The 23,851-nt window shown below is 62.1% G+C and carries 24 protein-coding genes and 1 tRNA gene; 14 read left to right on the forward strand and 11 right to left on the reverse strand.

The features are described from left to right. Window positions 1–9: 9 nt before the first annotated feature. The 5 genes from B7Y43_RS17090 (at window position 10) to B7Y43_RS17110 (ending at window position 4,146) form a co-directional block, all read left to right on the forward strand. Window positions 10–381, forward strand: coding sequence for a poly(R)-hydroxyalkanoic acid synthase subunit PhaE (locus tag B7Y43_RS17090; RefSeq protein WP_374132886.1), 372 nt, complete (start codon window positions 10–12; stop codon window positions 379–381). After that, a complete protein-coding gene (locus tag B7Y43_RS17095; protein ID WP_374132887.1) occupies window positions 378–1,448 on the forward strand; it encodes an alpha/beta fold hydrolase in 1,071 nt (356 codons plus the stop codon). Before B7Y43_RS17090 ends, B7Y43_RS17095 begins: the two co-directional genes overlap by 4 nt. Beyond that, window positions 1,445–1,981 (forward strand): GNAT family N-acetyltransferase, encoded by a 537-nt coding sequence (locus B7Y43_RS17100; RefSeq protein WP_374132888.1) that lies wholly within the window; start codon window positions 1,445–1,447, stop codon window positions 1,979–1,981. Before B7Y43_RS17095 ends, B7Y43_RS17100 begins: the two co-directional genes overlap by 4 nt. Window positions 1,982–2,032: 51 nt before the next feature. Continuing rightward, the gene (locus B7Y43_RS17105) at window positions 2,033–2,830 is read left to right on the forward strand and encodes a triacylglycerol lipase (RefSeq protein WP_374132889.1); all 798 of its coding nucleotides are present in this window, start codon (window positions 2,033–2,035) and stop codon (window positions 2,828–2,830) included. 98 nt (window positions 2,831–2,928) lie between these two features. Beyond that, entirely contained in the window at window positions 2,929–4,146 is a 1,218-nt protein-coding gene (locus tag B7Y43_RS17110) for an erythromycin esterase family protein (RefSeq protein ID WP_374132931.1), read from the forward strand. A 90-nt stretch (window positions 4,147–4,236) separates the two neighbouring features. Here B7Y43_RS17110 and B7Y43_RS17115 read toward each other — a convergent pair whose 3' ends face one another. From B7Y43_RS17115 to B7Y43_RS17145, 7 genes are all read right to left on the reverse strand, one after another. Then, a complete protein-coding gene (locus B7Y43_RS17115) occupies window positions 4,237–4,941 on the reverse strand; it encodes an enoyl-CoA hydratase/isomerase family protein (RefSeq protein WP_374132890.1) in 705 nt (234 codons plus the stop codon). 36 nt (window positions 4,942–4,977) lie between these two features. After that, a complete protein-coding gene (locus B7Y43_RS17120) occupies window positions 4,978–5,355 on the reverse strand; it encodes a VOC family protein (RefSeq protein WP_374132891.1) in 378 nt (125 codons plus the stop codon). A gap of 141 nt (window positions 5,356–5,496) precedes the next feature. Next, entirely contained in the window at window positions 5,497–5,847 is a 351-nt protein-coding gene (locus tag B7Y43_RS17125; RefSeq protein ID WP_374132892.1) for a phasin family protein, read from the reverse strand. Then, window positions 5,847–7,415 (reverse strand): wax ester/triacylglycerol synthase family O-acyltransferase, encoded by a 1,569-nt coding sequence (locus tag B7Y43_RS17130; RefSeq protein WP_374132893.1) that lies wholly within the window; start codon window positions 7,413–7,415, stop codon window positions 5,847–5,849. Before B7Y43_RS17130 ends, B7Y43_RS17125 begins: the two co-directional genes overlap by 1 nt. Window positions 7,416–7,572: 157 nt before the next feature. Then, window positions 7,573–10,419 carry a cytochrome P450 gene (locus tag B7Y43_RS17135; protein WP_374132894.1) on the reverse strand — a complete coding sequence of 949 codons (2,847 nt, stop codon included), beginning with the start codon at window positions 10,417–10,419 and terminating at the stop codon, window positions 7,573–7,575. Between the two features lie 292 nt (window positions 10,420–10,711). After that, on the reverse strand, window positions 10,712–11,071 hold the full coding sequence (locus B7Y43_RS17140; RefSeq protein WP_374132895.1) for a hypothetical protein: 360 nt from the start codon (window positions 11,069–11,071) through the stop codon (window positions 10,712–10,714). 450 nt (window positions 11,072–11,521) lie between these two features. After that, window positions 11,522–12,397: a CoA ester lyase gene (locus B7Y43_RS17145; protein ID WP_374132896.1), complete on the reverse strand. Its 876-nt coding sequence runs from the start codon at window positions 12,395–12,397 to the stop codon at window positions 11,522–11,524. Between the two features lie 81 nt (window positions 12,398–12,478). Between B7Y43_RS17145 and B7Y43_RS17150 the strand changes: the two genes are divergently transcribed. The 4 genes from B7Y43_RS17150 (at window position 12,479) to B7Y43_RS17165 (ending at window position 16,031) form a co-directional block, all read left to right on the forward strand. Beyond that, window positions 12,479–13,663, forward strand: coding sequence for an acyl-CoA dehydrogenase (locus B7Y43_RS17150; protein WP_374132897.1), 1,185 nt, complete (start codon window positions 12,479–12,481; stop codon window positions 13,661–13,663). Beyond that, on the forward strand, window positions 13,663–14,202 hold the full coding sequence (locus B7Y43_RS17155) for a GNAT family N-acetyltransferase (RefSeq protein WP_374132898.1): 540 nt from the start codon (window positions 13,663–13,665) through the stop codon (window positions 14,200–14,202). Before B7Y43_RS17150 ends, B7Y43_RS17155 begins: the two co-directional genes overlap by 1 nt. A 129-nt stretch (window positions 14,203–14,331) precedes the next feature. Beyond that, window positions 14,332–15,456 carry a CaiB/BaiF CoA-transferase family protein gene (locus B7Y43_RS17160; RefSeq protein ID WP_374132899.1) on the forward strand — a complete coding sequence of 375 codons (1,125 nt, stop codon included), beginning with the start codon at window positions 14,332–14,334 and terminating at the stop codon, window positions 15,454–15,456. Then, the gene (locus B7Y43_RS17165; protein ID WP_374132900.1) at window positions 15,453–16,031 is read left to right on the forward strand and encodes a (2Fe-2S)-binding protein; all 579 of its coding nucleotides are present in this window, start codon (window positions 15,453–15,455) and stop codon (window positions 16,029–16,031) included. Before B7Y43_RS17160 ends, B7Y43_RS17165 begins: the two co-directional genes overlap by 4 nt. Window positions 16,032–16,157: 126 nt before the next feature. Here B7Y43_RS17165 and B7Y43_RS17170 read toward each other — a convergent pair whose 3' ends face one another. Then, entirely contained in the window at window positions 16,158–16,988 is an 831-nt protein-coding gene (locus tag B7Y43_RS17170; protein ID WP_374132936.1) for a hypothetical protein, read from the reverse strand. A gap of 123 nt (window positions 16,989–17,111) precedes the next feature. On the opposite strand from B7Y43_RS17170, the gene B7Y43_RS17175 reads away from it, so the two are divergent. Together B7Y43_RS17175 and B7Y43_RS17180 are read left to right on the forward strand one after the other, a co-directional pair. Continuing rightward, on the forward strand, window positions 17,112–17,267 hold the full coding sequence (locus tag B7Y43_RS17175; RefSeq protein WP_374132932.1) for an RcnB family protein: 156 nt from the start codon (window positions 17,112–17,114) through the stop codon (window positions 17,265–17,267). Between the two features lie 97 nt (window positions 17,268–17,364). Beyond that, window positions 17,365–18,042 (forward strand): 2OG-Fe(II) oxygenase, encoded by a 678-nt coding sequence (locus B7Y43_RS17180; protein WP_374132901.1) that lies wholly within the window; start codon window positions 17,365–17,367, stop codon window positions 18,040–18,042. A gap of 6 nt (window positions 18,043–18,048) precedes the next feature. Here the strand turns inward: B7Y43_RS17180 and B7Y43_RS17185 are convergent, their stop codons facing one another. Continuing rightward, window positions 18,049–19,308 carry a Coenzyme F420 hydrogenase/dehydrogenase, beta subunit C-terminal domain gene (locus tag B7Y43_RS17185; RefSeq protein ID WP_374132902.1) on the reverse strand — a complete coding sequence of 420 codons (1,260 nt, stop codon included), beginning with the start codon at window positions 19,306–19,308 and terminating at the stop codon, window positions 18,049–18,051. Window positions 19,309–19,443: 135 nt separating this feature from the next. On the opposite strand from B7Y43_RS17185, the gene recJ reads away from it, so the two are divergent. The 3 genes from recJ to B7Y43_RS17200 all read left to right on the forward strand — a co-directional run bounded on the left by recJ (window position 19,444) and on the right by B7Y43_RS17200 (window position 21,603). Further along, complete coding sequence (recJ, locus tag B7Y43_RS17190; RefSeq protein ID WP_374132903.1) at window positions 19,444–21,207, forward strand: DHH family phosphoesterase; 1,764 nt, start codon at window positions 19,444–19,446, stop codon at window positions 21,205–21,207. 21 nt (window positions 21,208–21,228) lie between these two features. After that, complete coding sequence (locus tag B7Y43_RS17195) at window positions 21,229–21,471, forward strand: hypothetical protein (RefSeq protein WP_374132904.1); 243 nt, start codon at window positions 21,229–21,231, stop codon at window positions 21,469–21,471. A gap of 57 nt (window positions 21,472–21,528) precedes the next feature. After that, window positions 21,529–21,603: transfer RNA gene (locus B7Y43_RS17200), tRNA-Glu, on the forward strand. 139 nt (window positions 21,604–21,742) lie between these two features. Here B7Y43_RS17200 and B7Y43_RS17205 read toward each other — a convergent pair. Both B7Y43_RS17205 and B7Y43_RS17210 read right to left on the reverse strand, forming a co-directional pair. Beyond that, window positions 21,743–22,396: a VTT domain-containing protein gene (locus tag B7Y43_RS17205; protein ID WP_374132905.1), complete on the reverse strand. Its 654-nt coding sequence runs from the start codon at window positions 22,394–22,396 to the stop codon at window positions 21,743–21,745. Between the two features lie 261 nt (window positions 22,397–22,657). Further along, window positions 22,658–23,629: a hypothetical protein gene (locus B7Y43_RS17210; RefSeq protein WP_374132906.1), complete on the reverse strand. Its 972-nt coding sequence runs from the start codon at window positions 23,627–23,629 to the stop codon at window positions 22,658–22,660. Window positions 23,630–23,851 lie beyond the last annotated feature (222 nt).

Genomic DNA, 23,851 nt, shown 5'->3' on the forward strand with positions numbered 1-23,851 from the left:
GATAGGCAAATGGCTGGCCCTACCCCGACTGATCCCGCAGCGCTGTTTCGCGAAATGCTTGGCCAATGGGAATCAATGGCCAATGAATTTGGCGGCAACCTGATGAAAAGCGGCGAATTTACGCGCGTGATGCACGGCGCGAACGCTGCCAATATGAAATTCAAGGAAGCCCGCGCCGAGATGATGGACCGCGCGCTCGACGCCGCCAACATGCCGACCAAGGCCGAAGTCGGTGATCTTTCGGCGCGACTCCACCGAATCGAGGCGACTGTCGACCGAATCGAAGCGATGCTGGCGGCGCAAGCCGGCGGATCGGCAACGCCCGATCGGCCCAAGCCAAAACGCACCCGCAAGCCCCCTCAAAGCAAGGCGGCCGGGTGAGCGACGGGAGTCCCGGCATTGTCGAGCAGGCCCGTGTCGAGTTCGACCGTGCGCTGAAACGCAATATCAAAGGGCTCGGCTATTTCATGTCGTCCGCGCCCGTGCTGGGGGCATCGCCCAAGGATCGGCTGATCCAGCGCGGCACGATGAACCTCTATCATTATCGCCCGATGTCCGACGAAGTGTACCGGGTGCCGTTGCTGCTGGTGATGGCAACCACCAATCGCGGCTATATCTTTGATATGGTGCCGGGACAGAGCCTGGTCGAATATCTGCTGCGGGCTGGCTACGACGTCTTCATGCTCGATTGGGAAGCGCCGCGCGCTGACGAGAAGCATCTGGGCATGGCTGATTATGTGCTCGATTTCCTGCCGAGCGCGATTGCGCGCGTGCAGCAGGAAACGGGCGAAGAAGATTTCACGGTGGTCGGCTATTGCTTTGGCGGCGCGCTGTCGGTGCTGTGGGCGGGTCTGCACCCCGAAGCGCCAATGAAGAACCTGGTGTGCTTCACCACGCCGATCGATTTTACCAAGATGGAAATGTTCCAGGCCTGGTCCGACAAGCGCTTTTTCGATGTCGATCGACTGGTCGATACGTTCGGCAATTGCCCCGGCGATTACCTCTATACCGCGTTCGACATGCTGCGGCCGGGCGCGCGGATGGTCGCCAATATCCGGCTTTACGACAATATGTGGAACGACGAATTCGTGAAGTCATACCGCATGTTTGATCGCTGGGCGGCGGACATCTTGCCACTGGCGGGCGAATATTTTCGCGAAACGACCAAACAGCTGATGTGGAACAACGAGCTCTACGAAGGCAAAATGACCGTGGCGGGGCGCAAGGTCGATCTGGGCAAGATTACCGCGCCATTCCTGCACGTCACCGCCCAGCACGACCATATCGTCCCCGCTGCCGCCTCAGCGCCCCTCATTGAGATGATCGGATCGGCCGACAAAGAAGCCGTTGAGCTGAAGGGCGGGCATGTCAGCCTGGTCGCCGGGGGCAATGCAATCAAACGGCTATGGCCGAAACTGGCCGACTGGCTTTCGGAGCGATCGACATGAGTTACAGCATTCGCCGGTTCGTGAGCAGCGATCAGGCGGCAATGCTCGCCTTTACCGCGACGCTCCCCGACCATGACCTGCTGTTCCTGAGCCGCGATGTGCAGCATCCCCGCGTGGTGGAGGCCTGGGCGCAAGCGATCGGCGAAGGGGTGATCGACAGCCTGGTGGCGGAGGATGGTGGCAAGATCGTCGGCACCGCCGCGCTCGTCCGCGATCCGCTAAGCTGGAGCCGCCATGTTGGCGAGGTCCGCCTGCTCGTCTCGCCCGATCGCCGCGGCGCTGGCCTTGGCCGCGATTTGCTGGAGGCGATTTTTGCGATCGCGCAGGCGCACGGCACCACCAAGCTGATCGCGCAGATGACGCCGGACCAGACCGGATCAGTCGCCTTGTTCGAATCGCTGGGTTTCCGGGGCGAAGCAATGCTGCGCGATCATGTTTGCGACCGTTCGGGGCAGTTTCATGATCTGGTGATACTCAGTTTACGCATGGGCGCGCTCGCCGCGAGTCACCAAGCGTTCGGCTGGACCGAATGAACAAATGAAAGAAGCCGGGCATTGATCCCGGAGACGACAGGAGAACGACCGATGGCTACCCAATTCAAACCGCAGGCTGATGTCAGCCCGCCCTCGCTGCTGCTCGCGCTGACGGAATTGCCGCGCGCGATTGCCGAGCTAACGTCGCTCGCGCCAGCGGCGCCGTTGCTGGCAATGGCACCGCGTGGTGACGGCCACCCGGTGATGGTCTTGCCCGGTTTCGTGACGAGCGATATCTCGACAACGTTGCTGCGTCGCTTTCTGACCGGGCTTGGCTATCACACCCACGCCTGGGACCTCGGCCGCAATCTGGGGCCGAAGGCGATTGGCTGGGGCGGCGAAAAACTGATCGCTCGGCTTGACGAAATCCACAAGGACACCGGCAAGCGCGTGTCGCTGATCGGGTGGAGCCTGGGCGGTGTCATGGCGCGCCAACTCTCGCGCCGCGTGCCCGACGCCGTGCGGCAGGTTATTTCGCTCGGCTCACCCTTTGCCGGCACGCCCAAGGCAACCAATGTCTGGCGTGCTTATGAAATGCTGACCGGCCAGAAAATCGACGACAAGGATACGCGCGATCAATTGCGCGAAAGCGCAACCCCGCCGCCGGTGCCATCAACCTCCATCTACACGCGCGAGGACGGCGTGGTCGCGTGGCAGAATTGCGTCGAGCCCAAGGGTGCCGAAACCGACAATATCGAGGTGCATGGCAGCCATTGCGGGCTGGGCGTGAACCCGGCGGTGCTCTACGCGGTGGCGGATCGTCTGGCGCAGGATGAGGGCGACTGGCACCCGTTTGAGCGCAAGAGCGGGCTCAGGCCGCTGGTATATCCTTTTGCGGGGCATGCGTGATATCGAAACCCGAACATCCCTTTGCGGTCCGGTCGTTGGCCTTTGAGGCGCTACACATTTCACCGCGATGGTAGGGCTCTGAAGGGATATTCGCGTTGATGGTTCTCCTGAGCGCCGCGCTTTCCGGCTCCATGTCCATGGCGCCCGCTCCTCCACCAGCGTCTGGTCCGGTCACCGTTTTGGCGAAGGACCAGCTCGCCTTGGCAATTGCCGAACGAGACCTTTGTGGAAAGCGGGTTGCGTTGCTGGGCGAAGGACCGACGCATGGCGACGGCCATACCGAAGCCTTCAAGGTTGAACTGGTCAAACGACTGGTCTCGCGATGCGGGTACCGGGCAATCGCTTTCGAAAGCGGAGTCTATGACTTTATTGCCCTGAACCGCGCCCTGCGCGCCAACAGTGCCACACCTGCCATGGTTGCCGATGCGGTTGGGGCGGTGTGGAAATTTGATCGCGAATTCCAGCCGCTCATCGACTTTTTGTTTCCCCTGGCCGCAGCAGGCCAAATCAAACTTGCCGGGCTCGATTTTCAAATTGGCGGCCTGGGCGAGAGCTTTACGAACGAACAAATGATCCCTGAATTGACGCTCGATTTGCCGCCTGAGCAGGCGAACGCGTGTCGTGCAGCCTTCGACCGTCACATCAAATGGGCTTATTCCACCGCCCAACCTTTTGGACCAACGGCGAACGCTGCGCTGCTAGCCTGCGTCGCAGCGATGAAGCGCGCGGTCGCTGCCAGCACAGCGACCGATGATCGCACCCGAAAAGAACGAACCATGATGGTACAGAATCTGGACTCGATGCTGCGGCCAAGCCTGGGTACCGATGGGGAAAAGATCCTTGCCCGTGAAGACGCCCTGTACCAGAATTTCACCACCTTTGCGGGAAGGCTGGTTCCCCGCACCAAGATCATCATCTGGGGGGCAACAACCCATTTGGCTAAGGATCCTGGTGCAGCATGGGGGATTCCGGAATTTCGGTCCTTGGGTGCGCGTGTTCACGATCAATATGGCAATCTGGCGGTATCGATAGGTTTCTCCGCGCTGAAAGGCAGCTACCGCAATTCGCGCAAGCAGATCGCCATTGCGCCGCCGCCAGCGCTCGCCCTGGAATTGGAAGTCATTTCGAACAGCACGTCCAGCGCTGTTTATCTCAACCTGGCGCTGTTACGCGCCATCGGCACCAGGCCCGCCGCGGCACTGGACCATGTCTACCGCACGTTGGATTGGTCGCAGGTCATGGATGCGATGGTGATTTTTGAAGAAGAATGGCCTTCGCACACCATGCGACCTGGATATGAGGACGTTAGTCCCTAGGTTTGCGTCAAGTTCGGCGCCTTGCCATCTGGGGTGACCCAGAGGACAAAATCAGGAGGCAGGCTCCGTCTGCCCAGCTCCCCTGTCCGATCAGGCACGCGCCAATGCGTCGATCAGTGGGTCTTCCCCCGACGCGACAATCGCGCGGAGGCGAGTGAGCGTCGCGCGGCGGACCTGCTGCTTTACCAAACCAAAAGCGGGCTGATCGGCAAGCTGGCGCACACGGGCTTGTGCCGTCGACAGCAGATCCTCCGCTGAACAAAGTTCGTCAATCACGCCGTGCCGGTGCAGCGCCGCTGGGGACAAGGTCTGGCTGGTCAGCGTTAATCGACGCAGGAGTTCGGGCGATAATTCGGCCTTGATGATCTCCAGCGGGGCTGCCGGAAAGGGGACCCCTGCTTTGGCTTCGGTCAGGCCCAATTTCGCCTTGTCGTCATTGACCGCGATTCGAACGTCACCGGCCAGCATCACCACGAACCCGCCACCCAGGGCGTGACCGCCCACGGCGGTGACCACGGGACAAGGCAGCGCATAAAGTGCTGTAATCATCGCCGAGATTGCCAGGATCATGCGCGCCCGATCTGCTGGCGTATAGGAGCCGAATGCCCGGGTATCGACACCAGCACTAAAGCACTGTCCGCCACCACAGAGCACAACCCCCTTTGGCGGCGCGGCAGCCATGCCGATCGCGAGATCACGAAGCTGTTCGACCGTTTCGACATCAAGGGCGTTTACGGGCGGACGGCTTATCGTCAGCAAGGCAACGCCGTCCGAATGCGCTAGATCGATGTTCATCCTGCCCCCTGTCGGTTTCGTCTGGCCAGCAGAGGATCAGGCTTGCGTCAAACTCAGCGCGTTGCCGTCCGGATCGTTGAAGAACGCAACCTTTGCCTTGCCATCTGGCGCGGTCCAGATGCCGAGGCCATCCTGCCCCATGCCGTCATAGATGGTGAAAGTAACGCCGCGCCCCCGCAGCGCCATGACGGTCGCCGTAATGTCGTCCACCTGCCAGCCGAGCACTGGGTGCGCAGCGGGCGTGTGGCCCGGCACTTCGGTGATCCGCAGCGGCACGCCTGCAAGGTCGAACACCGCCGCAAAGCCGTCATCGACGACGAACGGCAGGCCGAGCGTGTCACGGTAGAAGGGCTCCGCGATTTTTCGATCACGCGTGATAATGAAGCTGATTGGGGTTTGCGCAGCAAGGGTCATGGGCTGTCCTTCAAGACCAAAAAGCCCCTCCCCTTCAGGGGAGGGGTTGGGGTTGGGGCTGCCCCCATGCAAGTCGGTCTCGGTGAGACTGACAGCCCCCACCCCCGGCCCCTCCCCTGAAGGGGAGGGGTGGAAGTCACCTCATTTCTTGCCGCTGAGCGGTGCAACCGCCTCTTTGCCAAATTGCATGATCAGGTCGCCAATCTCGCGGGCCTGGCTCATGCTGCGGGTGCCCTGGTCGCGCAGGAAATCGCCCTGCACCTTCATGACCTCGGTCAGGTCCTTGGCCTGGGCGGCGGCGCGCATCGCGGCGAAGGCCTGCCGCGTGTTTTCCTCGGCCTGGTCAAGCATTTTCATGCCCACAGTCGATCCACCCTCGGCAAGCTTGGCGCCCGATGATTTCATGGCTTCGCCAGCCTTTTTCGCCGGGTCAACGATCTTTTCGTTGATCGTGTCCTTCACCTTGTCGGCAGTCTTTTTGGTATCGGCCATTATGCGGTTTCCTTCGCTTTAGCGGCCGGCTTGCGCGCGGCAGCGGTGGTTTTGGGTTTGGGCGCAGCAGCCTTCTTTGTGGGTGCCTTGCGATCGGCAGGCTTTACCGCAACCGCTGCTGTCTTCGCAACTGCCGCAGCGGCAGCCGCCGGGTCCGCCGCTGCCGCCTTCAGTGCCTCAAAAGCGGAGCGAAGCGATGCGGCATAGACATCGGGATCGGGCATCATCACCCGGTCGCAAGTGAAGGAAATCGCGATCGTATCGGTGTAGCTGTAGATCGTGTTGATCAGCCCCATCGAATCAAACACTGGGCCCAGGCCATACATCGCCACCATTTTCGCGCCGCAGAAGAACAGCGGTACCCGGCTGCCGGGCACGTTCGTGACGACGCAGTTGAACACCGGCGCGTGCGCATTGGCAGCGCCAACCCGCGTGTAGAGCCGCGCGGCGAGGCCTGCGAGTCCCGACGGGATCAGCTGGCTATAATCGGTCAGCGTCCGTGCGCCGACCGCGCCCGTCATTGCCTTGGAATTGGCGGCCTCTGCATGGACGTGCGCCAGGCGCTCGAGCGGATCGGCGATATGCGTGCCCAGCCCCACCACCATTGCCGAAACGAGATTGCCGAGCGCTGCCTTCTCGCCTTCTGCGCGCACCGAAATCGGCGCCATCGCGGTCAGCGATTCGGCCGGCAGCTCGCCCTTGGCGTCCAGATAGCCGCGAAGGCCACCGCCGACGATCGCCAGGATCACATCGTTGACGGTCGCGCCCGGCACGGCGTCCTTGATCGCGCGGATGTCCTTCAACGGGAAAGGGGCCGCATCAAACACGCGGTGCGCGGCGACCTTGCCATTGAAGCGCGTCTTGGGCGCGAGCTTGGTGTTGGCGATGCTGATCTCGCCCTTGCTGACGCTCATCGTCAGCTTGGCCATGCCGGGCAACGACCGCCCGATCGTCTCGGCCACGCGCATCGGCTGGCGCAGCGAGTTGAAATAGCTGCGCATCAGCAATTCGGCGACATTGGGCATCGATTCAGGCGACCACGCATCGGTCGCCTCGCGCGGGCGCATGCTGGCGTCGAGATCATGGACCGCGGCGGACATTTCGACGCCGGACATACCGTCGATCGCGGCGTGATGCACCTTGGAGACGAGCGCGAAACAGCCGGGCGGCAGCCCCTCCACATTGTCGAGCCCTTCGACGATAGTGAATTCCCACAAGGGCTTGTTCAGATCCATCGGTCGCGAATGCAGCCGCGCCACCTGAATGCACAGCTGCCGCCAGTCGCCGGGCTTGGGGAGCGCGATGTGGCGGACGTGGAATTCGATGTCGAACTCCGGGTCCTCGATCCAATAGGGATGATCGAGATCGAACGGCACCCGCACGAGCCGCTGGCGGAAACTCCGCGCGCTGCCCAAGCGGCTGGCGATAAACTTCAGGATATCCTTGAAGCGCACGAACCCGCCCGGCGCGGTCGATGGATCATAGATGCCGACCGAGCCAATATGCATCGGCGTGTGCGGCGTCTCCAGATAGACGAACGATGCGTCCTGACCTGATAATTGTAGCATTGCTTCCTCCCCGCTCTAATTCCTCCCCAGTGTGGGGAGGGGGACCATTCGCCTCTTTCGGCGAATGGTGGAGGGGGCTCACCACCAGCGCGACGCTTGTGGCTCGCCCCCTCCACCGCTTCGCGGTCCCCCTCCCCGTGCCGGGGAGGAAAGTTTTTTACTTCCCGAACCCGAACACATCCTGGTGGAAGCGTCCAGCCTCGATCATTGCTTCAAGCCAATCGGAACCGCTGGCGTGGTCGCCGTCCTGCTTGTCCGCCGCGATGCGGATCAGCGCGTCGCGGACGGCGGGGGCCATGAACTTGCCGTCGCCGCACAGATAGATTTGCGCGCCGGCTTCGGTGGCTGACCAGATCGCGTCGCGGGCGTCCCACATCGCGTCCTGCACGAAGCGCCATTTGAAATCCCTCACAGCGGAAAAGGCAACATAGGGCGCAATCACGCCGTCCTTTGCCCAAGCGTCCATCTCCGACCGGCAATACCAGTCATGATCGGGGTGGCGACAGCCAAAGAACAGCAGCGATTGCGCGACCGCTGCCCCGCCTGCCATTTGCGCGGCGCGTTCGGCGATGAAGCCGCGCAGTGGCGCAAAGCCGGTGCCGGGGCCGATCAGGATCATCGGCACGCTCGCGTCCTCGGGCGGGGCGAACGGTGGATTGGGGCGCCGGACATAACCGAACACCGCATCACCGGGCATCACCCGCTGCATATAGCTCGAAGCGAAGCCGCGATGTTCGCCAAGTCCCGACCAGGCGGGTGCCTCCATCGTGCCAACGATCAGGTCAGCGATATGGGGATCGACCAGCGGCGAGGAAGCGATCGAATAGAAGCGCGGGGCGATGGCGGAGGAGAGCTCGACCAGGCTGTCGAGCGAGAGTTCCGCCGCCGGGTGCATTTCGAGCAGATCGACAAGGGTGAGCCGCTTGGCGGCAATCTCGGCGTCGAAGGCACCCTCCAGACGCGCCAGTTCCTTCTTCGTGTTCGGGCAGCGCGTCTGTTCCGCGATGACCGCCAGCGCACGGCGCGGCAACGTATCCGACAGCTCGATAAAGTCGCTCAGCAGGTGCCGCACCGTCACCGTTTGCCCTAACGGCAGATGGCGGAAGCGCCCGCCTTGCGCGTCAATCCTGAGCTGGGTCGCACCATCTAGCGCCAGCACCGCAATCGCGCGGTCGACCAGTTCCGGGCGGTTATGCGCATAAACTGCGATGTGATCGCCGGTGTGGTAACGCTGCCCCTCGGGCAGACGCACCCGGATGAAGCGCGTTGAGGGGCGCGGCGGCTCGATGGCGAAATCCCATAGGCCATCGGCGGGCGCGACCATCTCGTCATTGGCGATGATTTCCAGCCGCTGGGCGTGTTCAGGCAACACCTGCGCGCGGGTGGCGGCGGCGTCCACAGGCTGCAGCGACAGCGTCGAGCGTTGTTCTGAGGGCGCAACTTCGCTGCCCAGGGCCTTCCACAAATCGCGCACAAAACTGGCGACTGCGCCGTCAAAATCGCCCTGCCCGTCCGCCTCGCCGCGCGGGACCAGACGGGTGGCGCCAAGCGCTGCAATCGTGTCGTCCACACGCTTGGGGAAATGCTGGTAATTGGGCCATTGGCTGTTGCCGATGCCGAGCACCGCGAATTTCGCGCCCGACCAGTCGAGCACATCGACCTGCCCTGAATCGATCAACCGCTCGATTTCCACCGCGCTGTCGGGCGCGCGGCCATTATAGGTGGCGGTGACGATGACGATCACCTTGTCCTCGGGCAAATGCCCGGCAACAAACGCCTCGTCCATCGATCGGACAGCGGTTTCGAAGCCATCGACGCTGGCGCGTTCGGCGATCTCCTCGGCGATGTCGCGGGCGGTGCCCAGGCTGGTGCCATAGAGCACGGTGAAGCGCTGGCCATTGCCCGATACGGCGGCGGCGGGGGCGGTTTCGGTCGGGACCTTGGTGGCGGGGGCGACCGACATCCGCTCATGCGGTTGGCGGAGGCGGACCCGCATAAAGAACTGGTCGGGCTTGATCGACAGCGTTTCCTTGATCCGAAGCTGATACATGTGCGGATCGCCGATCGCGAATTTCTGCAGGATCATCGCCAGCGCGAGCTTGGCCTCGACCATTGCGAATTGCCGACCGATGCACGCGCGCTCGCCATTGCCGAACGGCTTGTAGCTGTGCGGGTGGTGCTTCGCCTCATTCTCTGGCAGCCAGCGATCGATATCGAACTCATCGGGGTTGGCCCAGGCGCCGGGAAAGCGGTGCAGGCCGGGCGAAAAGACGTTGACGGGGCGGTCCTTGCGCAGGGTCCACTTGCCGTCGCCGATGCTCGTGTCCTCGAACGGGGCGAGGGTGAAGGCGGGCGCGGTCGGCCAGAGGCGGAGCGCTTCCTTCAGGATGCGCTCAATCACCACCAGTTGTGCGTTCTGCGCATAGTCCGGACGGGTATCGCCGGGCAGGACGCGGTCAACCTCGGCATAGGCCTGCGCCAGGACGTGCGGATTGCGCAGCAGATGGTAGAGCGCGAAGGTCAGCATCCCCGACGTGGTTTCATGCCCCGCGATCAGGAAGGTCAGCACCTGATAGCGGATGTTGATGTCGTCCAGCGTCTCGCCCGTTTCGGGGTCGGCCGCCGCGATCATCAGATTGAGCAGGTCTTTGCCGTCGTTTGGATGCGCGCGGCGTTCGGCGATGATACCGTCCACCAGCGCGTTCATCAGCGCGATATCGGCCTCGAACTGGCGCTCGGCCTTTTTGGCAAAACGTTGCTGCATCGGCAGCCGGGTGATCATGTTGAGCGATTCGCCGAGCGCCCGACCCAGTGCCTCCAGAAACGGATCGAGCTCCTCCATCTCGAAGCTGTTGAAGCGGTGACCGAATCCCGCCACCGCGATCGAATCGAGCGTGAAGCGGGTCATGTCGTCCGCCACCAGCACATCATTGCCCGACAGCCGCGACCATTTGGCGACGAGCTGGTCCGCCACCTCCAGCATCATGTCGAAATAGCCCTTCATCGCGCGCTGGCTGAACGCGGGGAGCAGGATGCGGTGCGCCTTCCGGGAAATCGCGCCCTGCGTGCAGCAAATAGCCGATCAGACCCTGGCGGATGATGTGGTGAAGATGGCCGACAACGGGCAGCGCAGGGGGCGACGGAAAGGTCGACGCTTTCTCGATTACGGACGCCATTTATTCTTCTCTCCCGCTTGGCAACACATCACCACATGGGCGGCGGAAGTGCAATGCGTGCGGTGGTTAGGGGTTGAGAGGGCTGGAGGATGTGGTGTGCTTTTGGGTTGGACGCGAACGTTAGGCGCGCCCATTGCAGAAGGCGTGAGGGGTACCACGGTTTTTCGGATTGTAATCGATGTGCACTACCGTGCAGCCACCGTCCGAGATCGAAGGCAGATCACGTGCCTGTTCTATCCACCGGCGTTGCCCTATCGGCAAATCGTAATATCTGTTTTGCTGATCAAAGTCGGTTATATAGACTCCAATCACGTGACCGCCATCAGTGGCGTAATAACGAGCGTAATTATGCAGTTTCTTCGTATGTTCGGGAAGCTGAACGCGCTGCTCGATATCTTGCATTAGGAGCTGATGTTGGCGTTCCGTTGCATCAGAGCACCCCGCTAAAAGCAGCGCTGAAAGTACGATGAGGCTTTTCATCGCTTTATATTGTCACAGCCGGCAAAAGACCGCAACTGCGACGCAAGCTGACATCCTTGATTACCGTCACCCCGGACTTTATCCGGGGTCCCGCTTTTTCTGACGCGGGCGAAGGCAGCGGGACCCCGGACCGAGCCAAGATTGGCGGCCGCATGCACCGATGCTTTCCTACATCATACTGCGCTGCTACCCTTCGCCCGCTCTTTCACATCGTCGACCGCCATACGCGCGCAACCGGGCAAGCCCTGCCCGCTTTGTCAAATTGCTGCCCTGTCGAAGCCATTTGGCGCCCCTCATGGTCAGTGCGACCATTAGGGAACATTCGCCACCGTACCGCGCCGAATCGACCTCCGCTGACCGAGAATCGTCGGATCATTTGGAATCGGAGCGTGTGGATGCAAACCGCCACCCACACCCCATCGTCACCCCGGACTTGATCGGGAGTGACGGTTAGGGTTTTTGACCGTCGATAGCGCCCGCCACCGCCAGCACGCGTTCCGCCTCCACCAGATGCAACCGCTCGACCATGCGCCCATCGAGGCGAATCGCGCCCTTGCCTGCGTGCTCCGGCATCGCAAATGCTGCAGTAATGCTGCGGGCACGGGCGATCTCCGCTTCGGTTGGCGAGAACACCGCGTTGCAGGGGCCGATTTGTGCCGGGTGGATTAAGGTCTTGCCGTCGAAGCCGAGCGCCAGGCCTTGTTCGGCCTCAACGCGGAACCGATCGAGGTCACTGAAATCATTGCACACCCCGTCAAGCGCGATCAGCCCGCGCGAACGCGCCGCGGCCAGCGCAAATGTCAGGATCGGCAGCATGTTCGCGCGATCGGCCATTGTCCGGCTGCGCATTTCCAGCGCGAGATCGTTGGTGCCCATGACGAAGCCCGCTAGCCGCGTGGTGCGCGCGGCATCGGCGATGGCCTGCAACCGGCCGACCGCCAGGCATGTCTCGATCATGACCCACAGCTTCAGCCCCGGCTGCGCTGCGGCGAGCGCTGCATCATAGCGGGCGATATCTTCCGGCCCGTTCACCTTGGGCACCAGCACCGCGTCGATATCAAGCGTTGCCGCCGCCGCAAGATCATCGGCGCCCCATTCGGTATCGAGGGCATTGACGCGCAACACCTTCAGCCGATGGCCGAACCCGCCTTCAACAAAGGCCGCCACCGCTGCCATCCGCGCGGCCACCTTCATTTCGGGCGCAACGGCATCTTCCAGATCGAGGATCACCGCATCGCATGGCAGGGTGCGCGCCTTCTCGATCGCTCGGGGGTTTGATGCGGGCAGGTAAAGCGCGCTGCGGCAGGGGCGGATTTCGTATATCATACGGCTCTTGTACCGGGTGGGGCTGGACAAATCGACGCCCAAGCAGGAAGCGGGCGGCAGGTAATCGCAGGAGCATGCACGATGAGCACCATGGGCCGGTTCGACTGGGCGGATCCCTTCAACCTCGACGATCAGCTCGACGAGGATGAACGCATGATCCGCGATACCGCAGCGGCTTACGCGCAGGACAAGCTCGCCCCGCGCATCATTGACGCGTTCCAGCACGAGACGACCGATCCCGACATCTTCCGCGAGATGGGCGCGCTCGGGCTGCTCGGGCCGACGGTGCCGGCCGAATATGGCGGCGTGGGTGCTTCCTATGTCGCGTACGGCTTGGTTGCGCGCGAGGTGGAACGGATCGATTCGGGCTATCGATCGATGATGTCGGTGCAATCAAGCCTGGTGATGTACCCGATCCACGCCTTTGGCTCCGAGGAGCAAAAGCGCAAATATCTGCCCAAGCTAGCGACGGGCGAATTTATCGGTTGTTTCGGGCTGACCGAACCCGATGCCGGATCCGACCCCGGCGGCATGACGACCAAGGCAGTAAAGATTGATGGCGGCTATCTGCTTTCAGGCGCCAAGACCTGGATCTCCAATGCGCCGATCGCCGATGTCTTCATCGTCTGGGCCAAATCCGACGCGCATGGCGGCGGCATTCGCGGCTTCATCCTCGAAAAGGGGATGAAGGGGCTGGTCACCCCCAAGATCGAGGGCAAATTGTCGCTGCGCGCGTCGATCACCGGCATGATCCAGATGGACGAGGTCGAGGTCAGCGAAGACGCGCTGCTGCCCGAGGTGCAGGGGCTGAAGGGCCCGTTCGGCTGCCTCAACCGCGCGCGCTACGGCATCAGCTGGGGCGCGATGGGCGCGGCGGAATTCTGCTTCCATGCCGCGCGGCAATATGGGCTGGATCGCAAGCAGTTTGGGCGGTCACTGGCAGCGACGCAGCTGTATCAAAAGAAGCTGGCCGATATGCAGACCGATATTGCGATGGGCTTGCAGGCGTCGTTGCGCGTCGGGCGGTTGATGGACCAGCACAAGTTCGCGCCCGAAATGGTCTCGATCGTCAAGCGCAACAATGTCGGCAAGGCGCTCGATATCGCGCGGGCGTCGCGTGATATGCACGGCGGCAACGGCATTTCGGGCGAATATCAGGTGATGCGCCATCTGATGAACCTGGAAACGGTCAACACCTATGAAGGCGCGCATGACGTCCACGCGCTGATCCTGGGGCGGGCGATCACGGGGATTTCGGCGTTCTGATGAAAGAGCCGATGCCGTTTGATCCGCAACCGACCTTGGTCGGGCCGATGGTGACGCTGTCGCCGCTGCGCGCGGAGGATTGGGATGCACTGTTCGCGGTCGCCGCTGATCCGCTGATTTGGGAAGTCCACCCGGCGCATGATCGCTGGCAGGAGCCGGTGTTCAAGCAGTTCTTTGCCAATGCGATGGAGTCGGGCGGCTGCCTTGTCATCCGCGACAAGGCGACCGGCGCGGTAATCGGGTCAAGCCGCTACGACCTGACCCGAGTTGAACCCGGCGAGGTCGAGATCGGCTGGACGTTCCTTGCCCGCAGTTACTGGGGGGGTGGCACCAACCGCGAGATCAAGACGCTGATGATCGCGCATGCGCTGCGCTGGTTTGATGCCGCCGTCTTCTATGTTGGTGCCGGGAATATCCGGTCGCGCCGCGCGATGGAGAAGATTGGCGGAGAATTACTGCCTGGCCGAACGATTGATTTCGAAATGGCGGGCGTGCCGACAGCGCATGTCGTGTACGCCATTCGGACACCGCTATCGTAATGTCGCGCAAGCCAATCATCCTTATTCTTCGTCACCCCCGCGAAGGCGGGGGACCCGCTGCCTGTTCAGCGCTCGGCAAGAAGAAGCTGGATCCCCGCCTTCGCGGGGAAGACGGTGGAGCGTGATCTGATGAAACCCCTGTCTGGCATCAAGGTGGTGGAACTCGCGCGCATCTTGGCGGGGCCGTGGTGCGGGCAATTGCTCGCTGATCTGGGTGCCGAGGTGGTCAAGGTCGAGCGTCCCGGCGCGGGTGACGACACCCGCCATTGGGGGCCGCCCTTTATGATCGGTCCGGACGGGGCCAATCTCGACGCGGCTTATTACCATTCAACCAATCGCGGCAAATCATCGGTGGCGATCGATATCGCGACGCCTGAGGGGCAGGCGCAGGTGCGCGCGATGATTGCCGACGCCGATGTCGTGATTGAGAATTACAAGGTCGGCGGCCTCGCCAAATATGGGCTTGATCATGCCACCCTCTCCGCGATCAACCCGCGGCTGATTACCTGCTCGATCACTGGCTTCGGGCAGACCGGGCCCTATGCCCACCGCGCTGGATATGACTTTATCATCCAGGGCATGGGCGGCAGCATGTCGATGACCGGCGAGCCCGATGGCGCGCCGCAAAAGTCGGGCATCGCCTATGCCGATATCTTTACGGGCGTCTATTCGGCGGTCGCCATCCTGGCAGCGTTGCGCCAGCGCGACGCCACGGGAAAAGGCGCGCATATCGATATGGCGCTGCTCGATACCCAGGTGGCGGTGCTCGCCAATCAGGCGCTGAACTGGATGGCATCGGGGGTGGTGCCGCACAGGATGGGCAATGGGCATGCGAACCTGACCCCGTATCAGTCTTTCGTCTGTGCCGATGGCGACCTGATCATCGCGGTCGGCAATGACGGGCAGTTTCGCAAGCTGTGCGACGTGCTGAACGTGCCGCTCGCCGATGATCCGCGCTTTGCCACCAATCCGCAGCGTTTGGGCAATCGCGCGGCCTTGATCGCCACGCTTACCGCAACGATTGTCACCTGGCGCAAGGCCGATTTGTACGAAGCACTTGAAGTGGCAGGCGTGCCGGCAGGACCGATCAACCGCGTCGACGACGTATTTGCTGATCCCCAAGTGATCGCGCGTGGCATGCAGATCATGCGTCAGGGCCTGCCCGGCGTCGCCAGCCCGATCGTGATTGACGGCAAGCGCATGGTCGCCGAGCGTGCCAGCCCGCCCCGCCCGGCCAAAGGAACCGCCGCATGACCCGCTTCACGGTCAACAACCAGCCCGTCGAATATCGGCTCGATCCGAAAACGCCGCTGCTGTGGGCGCTGCGCGATGCCTCAAACCTTACCGGCACAAAATATGGCTGTGGTACTGGCGACTGCGGTGCCTGCACTGTGGATATCGATGGCGAAGCCGTGCGTTCCTGCCAGGCGACGATCGGGTCGATCGAAGGGGCGTTTGTCACCACCATCGAAGCGCTGTCGCGCGAGCGGGCGCATCCCGTTCAGCAAGCCTTTATTGCCAAAAACGTCCCGCAATGCGGATTTTGCGTGCCGGGAATGATTATGGCCGCGGCGATACTGATCAAAAAAAATCGCGACCCATCCGAACAGGATATCGAAGAGGCGATCACCAATTTGTGTCGCTGTGGCATATACCCACGGATTATTGAGGCCATTCAATTGGCCGCTCGTGTGCAGCGGGGCGACGAAACCATTGAAGTCACTGCCGCGCCGGATATCAATCATGCTGATGCCGCCCGGTCGATCCCGGCGCTGACACCCACCACCGGACCCGCCAAGGGGGCGACCACGCCACCGAGCCGACGATAGTTTCCTTTCGCTAACCTTACATCGCAATTCAGAAACGGCTCATCGACTCTGTTCCATTACGGGGCATCGCTTCTCCGGACCGTTCGGGCAGCGCGTGATGTGGAGGAACTTATGCGTAGATCGTTACTAGTCACTTTGCTGGCGGCGACCGCCATGCTCCCAGCCTCCGTCATGGCAAAGCCACAGCAAGCGGAAAATGAGCTTCGCACGGCTAATGAGGTGGACCAGGTCGCGCAGAATGATGGCGGTCGCCGCGGTGGTGGTGATTTTCGTCAGGCCCCTGCCGATCGCTTCCAGAATGACCGTGGCAGCCGCCCGCCGCGCTTTGAGCGTCAGCAAAGCGCCCCGCCGCAAACCGAATTTCAGGCTCCACGCCAGGCCGAACCTCGGTTCCAGCCTCAGGTCCAGCAACCTGCGCTGCCTGCCGTTGTGCAGCAGCAGCTGCAGCAACCGCAGCGCGACTTCCGACAGGGTCGCCAGGGCTTCGGCCAGGATCGGCAGGGCTTTGGCCAGGATCGGGGCCAGGATCGGGGCCAGGATCGGGGCCAGGATCGCCGAGCGTTCCGCCAGGACCAGCAGCGCGGGTTCAGCACCCCGCCTGTCGTAACCACCACACCCCCGGTCGCGCAGGTAGATCGGCAGGACTTCCGGGCGGATCGCCAGGGTTTTCGCGACGACAGACGTGATGACCGGCGTGATGACCGGCGTGATGACCGGCGCGACGCCCGGCAGGGCCAAGGGTTTGTCCAGCAAGACCAGCGCTTCAACCAAAATGATCGGCGTGGCCCAGCGTTCAACAACCAGGGTTTCAATAACCAGGGCTTCAACAACCCAGGCTATACAAATCAGGGGTATCGCGGGCAGCAATTTGGCAATCGCAATCGCAGCTTTAACGATCGCGGGCGCGAATTTAACAATCGCGGCAACTGGAATCGCGGCTGGCGGCAGAACCAGCAATTTAACTGGCAGGGCTATCGCGGCTATAACCGCAATGCCTTTCGGCTGCCGCGTTACTATGCGCCCTATGGCTGGAACTATGGCTATCGCCGCTTCGGGATTGGCTTCACGCTGAACAGCATCCTGTTCAACCAGAGCTATTGGATCGACGATCCCGAATATTATCGCCTTCCGCCTGCCTATGGCCCCTATGAATGGGTGCGCTATTACAACGATGCGCTGCTCGTCGATATTCGGACCGGCTATGTCGTTGATACGGTGTACGATATCTTCTGGTAATCGTGGTTGAAAGGTTCGTTCGTCGCGAAGGGTAAGGCCCGGTGGGTAACCACCGGGCCTTGCTTTTTATGCGCCCCCCGGCAGAGTGATGGGCATAATGAGATGGTTCAAAAAGCCTAGCAACGCCTCGCCCCTTCGCGCGCATATCGGCACGCAAGTCGGCCAGCGACTAGCCGCCAATCCCGCCGCGCAGCAGGTCGTGATCCCCGGCGTTCAGGTCTATTATGTCGAAGATTTCCTCGATGCCGCCACCTGCAAGCGGCTGATCGGCCTGATCGATGCCAATCGGCGGCCATCGACGCTTCTGACCGACAACCCGGATGAGAATTACCGCACCAGCGAAAGCTGCGACATGGATCGCTGGTCACCCGATGTTCGGCCGATCGATGAAGGCATTGCCGGGCTGCTCGGTCTCGATCCGCTATACGGCGAAACAATGCAGGGCCAGCGTTATGCGCCCGGCCAGCAGTTTCGCGCGCATCATGATTATTTCTTCCAAACCGAAAGCTATTGGGAACGCGTCACCCAAGATGGCGGCCAGCGCACCTGGACGGCGATGATCTATCTCAACACCGTCGAAGAAGGCGGCGCGACCTGGTTCCCCCAGGCGGGTATCCGCATCGCCCCCAAACGCGGCCTGCTGCTCGCCTGGAACAATATGAGCGCCGATGGCAGCCCCAACCAGCTCACCCTGCATGAAGGGATGCCAGTGATCAGCGGCGTCAAATATGTGATCACCAAATGGTTTCGCGAAGGGCCGTGGATCAAGCCATAGCCACGCCTAATCGCCCGCCCCCTTTGGCACCTCGCCATCGCCGGGTACCAGATCATAGGGCGCGACGAGGGTCCATATATGCGCGGGGATCATGGATTTCATCCGGCGCGGCTTTTCCCGGCGGAGATGGACGACGGTTTCGGCCGCCTTCATTTCCACGCGCGTCCGCGCAAATTCCAATCCGCGCGGGCCAAAGCGCGGCATTAGCCAGCCGACAATCGGGCGCACCCATTCGGGCATTCGGCGGAGCGGTAGGCCACCTGCCGCGCGCTCAACATTGACGATGAACCCCTTCACCGCGCTTGCGCGCTTGCCGGCATTGCCGGGCGGGGCGAGCTTCACTTCGTCACCCAGCAGTGCGAGCAATTCCGCACCGCGTTCATTGCGAACGACCAGCCATTGCTCCCCTTCCCCTGCCATATAGCCCACCGTCAAGTCAGCGAGGACATTGGTGTAATCCACGCAAGTGCGGCAGGTGAGCGGGAAGAAATCAGGTGGCAGCTTCGAAATCGGCAATTGCAGGAACGGAATCGCCTTCACCCGGCCATCGGTGAAGCGCAGTTCGACATGATAATCGGCGCGAAATTCCAGATAGGTGATGCTGTCCGGATCGTCCGCCAGCAACGCGAGAAAATCGTGGAACCGTTCGGTGGTGGTATTATCCGAGCACGGCGTGCCGATCACATAGACGCGCTCGAACCCCAGGCTCGCTTCGATCTTGCGCAGCGCATGCACCTGACACGGGATACCGATGACGGCGATGCGCTTATACCCCGCGTCGCTGGCCGGCTGGAGCAAAGCGAGCAGCGGCGCATAGCCCATCCGCATCCCCCGCACCTGCGCCATCCCCTCTGGCCTGGTGACCAGCACCGGCACCGGCTTCCAACGGTCGTCCGGGTCAGGCGCCATCGTCAGCACCGCATCGACCGCATCTGTTTCGAGCAGCTTTTCGGCTAGTCGCGTAGTGATCCCGGTCCATTGCGCACCCGGCAAGGCCTTGCCCAGCCGCGCGCGAAACATCTGGCGATAAGGGCCAAAGAATAGCTCATCACCCTTGGCCGGATCACGCGCACGGCCATGCACTGCCTTCTCTGTCGCTGGATAATCAGGCTTGATGAACTGGCAGGCCGCACCGCAGCGTTTATGCTCGGGCGTCCGCGAGATGCCGCAATCGGTGCACAGATCGCGCGGCACCGGTGCTGCCAGCGATGGTGCCCAGAGCGGCGCGGAATCATGGGGGCTGGTCGGCAATTCGGGCAAAGGCATGGTCTCTGAAAAAGCCGCCGGGCGGACACACCGGCCCGCGAAGGTTCGGCGATCCGCGAAACAATGTCTACCACCAGATTTGGCAATGACCCGGCCCGATTTCCCTCCCTGCTGCAAACCGCTAGAGCCGTGCTGATGAATACTGTCCTCAACATCAGCCACTCGATCCTCGGCCAGCCCTGGCGCTGGCGCGCGCTGAGCGCCGATGCGCGCGACCCGGATTACGCACCCGATGATCTTGTCACCCAATTGCTGATGGCGCGTGGGTGCCCGCGCGAGGAGCTCGATTCGCACCGCGCGCCGAGCATCCGAGGCTTCATGCCCGACCCGTCAATCTTCAACGACATGGATCGCGCCGCAGAGCGGCTGGCATCGGCGATCATTGCGGGGGAGAATGTCACCATCTTCGGCGATTACGACGTAGACGGGGCAACCTCTGCCGCGTTGATGATCCTGCTGCTGCGTGATCTGGGGCTCGAGGCGAAGGCCTATATCCCCGATCGGCTGATGGAGGGCTATGGCCCGTCGGGCGAGGCGCTGGTCAAGATCGCCGCCGGGGGCGCATCGCTGATCGTCACGGTCGATTGCGGCGCGCAAGCGTTTGAGGCGCTGGAGATGGCGCGGACGGCCGGCGTCGATGTCATCGTCGTCGATCACCACCAATGCGCGACCGCGCTGCCGCTGGCCTATGCCCTAGTCAACCCGAACCGCCGCGATGAGGGCGAAGGTGCGGCGCACGGTCATCTGGCGGCGGTCGGCGTTGCCTTTCTGCTCGGCGCGGCGCTGATCCGCACGCTGCGGGCCAAGGGCCATTTCGTCCCCCGCCCGGAGCCACGGTTGCTCGATCTGCTCGATATCGTCGCGCTCGGTACGGTCGCCGATGTGGCGGCGCTCAAAGGACTCAACCGGGCCTTTGTCGCGCAGGGGCTGAAGGTAATGGCCGCGCGCCGCAATATCGGGCTCAATGCCCTGATCGAAGCGTCGCGACTCACCCGCGCGCCGACCGCGACCGATCTGGGCTTTGCATTGGGGCCGCGCATCAATGCCGGCGGGCGCGTGGGCAAGTCCGATCTCGGCGTGCGCTTGCTCACCACGCGCGACCCCGACGAAGCCCGCATGATCGCGACCGAGCTTGATCGCCTCAACGAGGAGCGCCGCGCGATCGAGGGCGAGGTGCAGGTCACCGCCGAAGCGATGGCCGTCTCGCAAGCCAACCGCGCGGTCATCGTCGTTGCGGGTAAAGGCTGGCATCCCGGCGTGATCGGCATTGTCGCTGGGCGGCTGAAAGAGAAATATGGCCGCCCCGCCATTGTTATTGCGTTGGACGATGCCGGGATCGGCAAGGGTTCGGGCCGCTCGGTATCCGGCGTCGATCTCGGCAATGCCGTGCTCGCCGCCAAAGACCATGGCCTGCTCGTCGCCGGCGGTGGTCACGCGATGGCGGCTGGGCTGACGATTCATGCTGACCAGATCGGGAGCTTTGGCGATTTTCTTGAGGAGCGTCTTGCGGCCGGCGTTGCCCGCGCATCGGGCGACCGGGCGCTGCTCGTCGACGCCCTGCTCGCCCCTGGCGGCGTAACCCCGGCATTGGTGGCGGCGCTGGAGCAAGGCGGCCCCTATGGCATGGGCTGGCCCGCGCCGCGCGTGGCGGTGGGGCCGGTGCGGGTGATCAAGGCCGATATCGTCGGCAACGGCCATGTCCGCGCGGTGGTGGCAGGTGATGACGGCAAGAGCATCAAGACGGTCGCCTTCCGCCAAGCCGATTCGCCGCTTGGGCTAGCCTTGCTGGGCGCCCCGCCCCACCGCCGCCTGTGGATCGCCGGGCGCGCGAAGATTGATGACTGGAGCGGGCGCGGGACGGCCGAAATGCATCTCGACGATGCCGCCTGGGCGGATTGAAGAGGATGAAGGGGGCCTGCAATGTTCAGCCATATTACGCTTGGCAGCAACGACATGGCACGCGCCCGAGCTTTTTATGCGCCCGATCGCGCGGCCGTTGCTGCCTTTTACGCTGCCGCGCTAGCCCATGGCGGCAGCGACGAAGGGGCACCGGGTTTGAGGCCGCGCTATCACCCACATTATTATGCCGCCTATGTCCGCGACCCCGATGGCAACAAGCTGCAAGCCGTCTGCCATCATGATACCGACGATAGAGCGGGTTGACCGCGTGGCCGCATTTGCCTAGGCGCTTTTTCCACGCCAACCGGTCGAACCGGCAATGGCCCCTTCGTCTAGCGGTTAGGACGCGGCCCTTTCACGGCTGAAGCACGGGTTCGATTCCCGTAGGGGTCACCATCACCAAGCCAGAATCGTCGAGATCCAGGGCTTTTTGCCGGTATTGCGAAATCCGCACCCACTTATGATCCCACATTTTTGATCGGCTTCAATGGCGGCCTCAACCCCCGCAATGGCAGCGGGATTCAACTACTGAACCCTATGGGCGCCGGATCCACCACAATGCCACAATCCCCGCCATGGCAGGCACCCCGATCGCAGCGATAACGGCGGGGAGCGAGGGTATCGCGGTTGGTCCCGCTGCGGCGCCAGCAAAGGCGTAAAGCGCGCCGAGGCAGAGATTGGCGAGCGACGCCGTCGCGAGCACACCAGACATCCGCGCACGGCCTGCGCCGGCAACGATCAACGATGCTTCGCCAAGGACCGGCACCGCGCGGCATACCAAGATAGCAACGAGGCCGTGGCGCCCGACCCAGGCTGCAAACGCATTGAAGGCGCTTTCGCCGAGCAATCGCCGCGTCAAAGCGGTGCTGGTCCATCCGCCGAGGAAGCCGATCAGGCATCCCGCCGTCAGCCCGAGCGCATTGACCAACGTGCCCAACCAACCGCCCAGCACAGCTCCCATGACGGTCGCCACCACGCTCGACGGCACCGGCAGGGCAATATCCGCCGCCAGCAGCGCGAATCCACCTAGGCCCACCAGATCCTGACTCTTTCCAACCAGAGCGATTGCCAGATCGTCGAGATATCCGCCGAAAAACGCAAAGGGCAAGATGATCACCGCCAGCAGAATCGTCATGACGCCGGCACCGCGCGCCAACGGCCCGACCGCCAGTTCAGAATCGCGGATCATGCGGACGGTGTCCTGAAAAAATTGCTGGGGCAGTATTGTGACACCCGTTGATTCCCTCCCGCTGGCCGTGAATCCTGCCCCAACCCGAACCAGGCTCGGAATTGATCAACCTGTGGCATCAATACCCCCGAATATCGCCGCTTCAGGCCTCGCCAGGGAAGCCGCCGACGGGCGTATGGCTGATCGGCCCGTTTGGCGGATCCCGACCATCACGCGCATTCGGCAGCATGCGATTTTGGCGCTCAGGGCTCTGAAGCGAATCTATGGCTTCCAGCGGCCGATGTCGCCCCAAGTCGGGGCCCGCTTTCGCATCGCCTTGCCAAGTTTTTCAGTACCTACTTTCGAAGCTGGGGGATTGAAGAGCTGGCAGGCGGGCAAGGTGGTCGGATCGATGCCGGCAACCTCAGACCAGAGATCCTGGCTGGGCTGGGTTGGCGAGAGGCCGACATAATTCTGGCTGACGATGGGCGCGTTGGCGGGATCGAGTGGATAGCCCGAAAAATAGAAGGACTGAGGCATGATCTTGCCCGTCTTGTCCGTGTCGAAGCCGTAGCCGAACAAGATGCCGCCGTCGGCGGTCCGGTCTGGGCTTGCGCCGACCTGGATCACATAACCATTGGCTGCGCTGATCCAGAAGGAATAGGCTTGACCGCCCTTGCCGATCCGCTCGCTGTCGGCAGCGCTATAGGGAAGATGTTTTACAAAATCGCGCCGCGGCGGGTGGTTCAATGGCGAGAACAGGCAGAGGCGCGGCATCCAAGTCGGCCGCCCCTCCCCCGCCACGAAATAAGCGACATCGCCCAGCGAGATGAATTTGCACGAATAATGATTGTCGATCGGGAAAATCGGCAGACAATAATCGTCGTACCGCTCCACCATCGCGCCTTCGCCCGATTTGCCGCGCCAGCTTGAATCATAAAAGGTCGCGCCGTGCGAGGTTTGGTAATCGACGCCGTCCTTGAGCGGCGCAGGCGGCTTGCCGACATATGGGGGCGGAAATTTATCATAGCCCGAATAGACCCGATACATGGTCCAGTCGGATTGCCAATATTCCGGCCAGATCGGGTTGGCAGGCTCCCCGGCACTGCGCTGATATTCGCAACCTTGCACAGCACATGGGCTGCCATTTGGTGGATTATGAGTACCATAGGTTTGGTATTCTTGAGCGTGCGCGCTCGACAAAAACAAATTCAGCCAGACTATCAGCAGCGGGATCATCAATGATCTACGCATATTTGTCTCCTATAGTTCATCACTACTGATACCCTATGGGCATTTTATCAAGTGTTTCAACTATCCTACAATCAAATCTGACGCAACGAACTCGTGATAATCTGTACAGCACAATTGATTAACGTACAGCTTGCGACTCACTGGCTTTTGCCATAACACTGTACACATCATTCTACGCTTCTGACTAGATTTATCCTCAATATCTGCATTGATCCGATTCGG

This window comes from Sphingomonas sp. 28-62-20 (assembly GCF_002281505.1).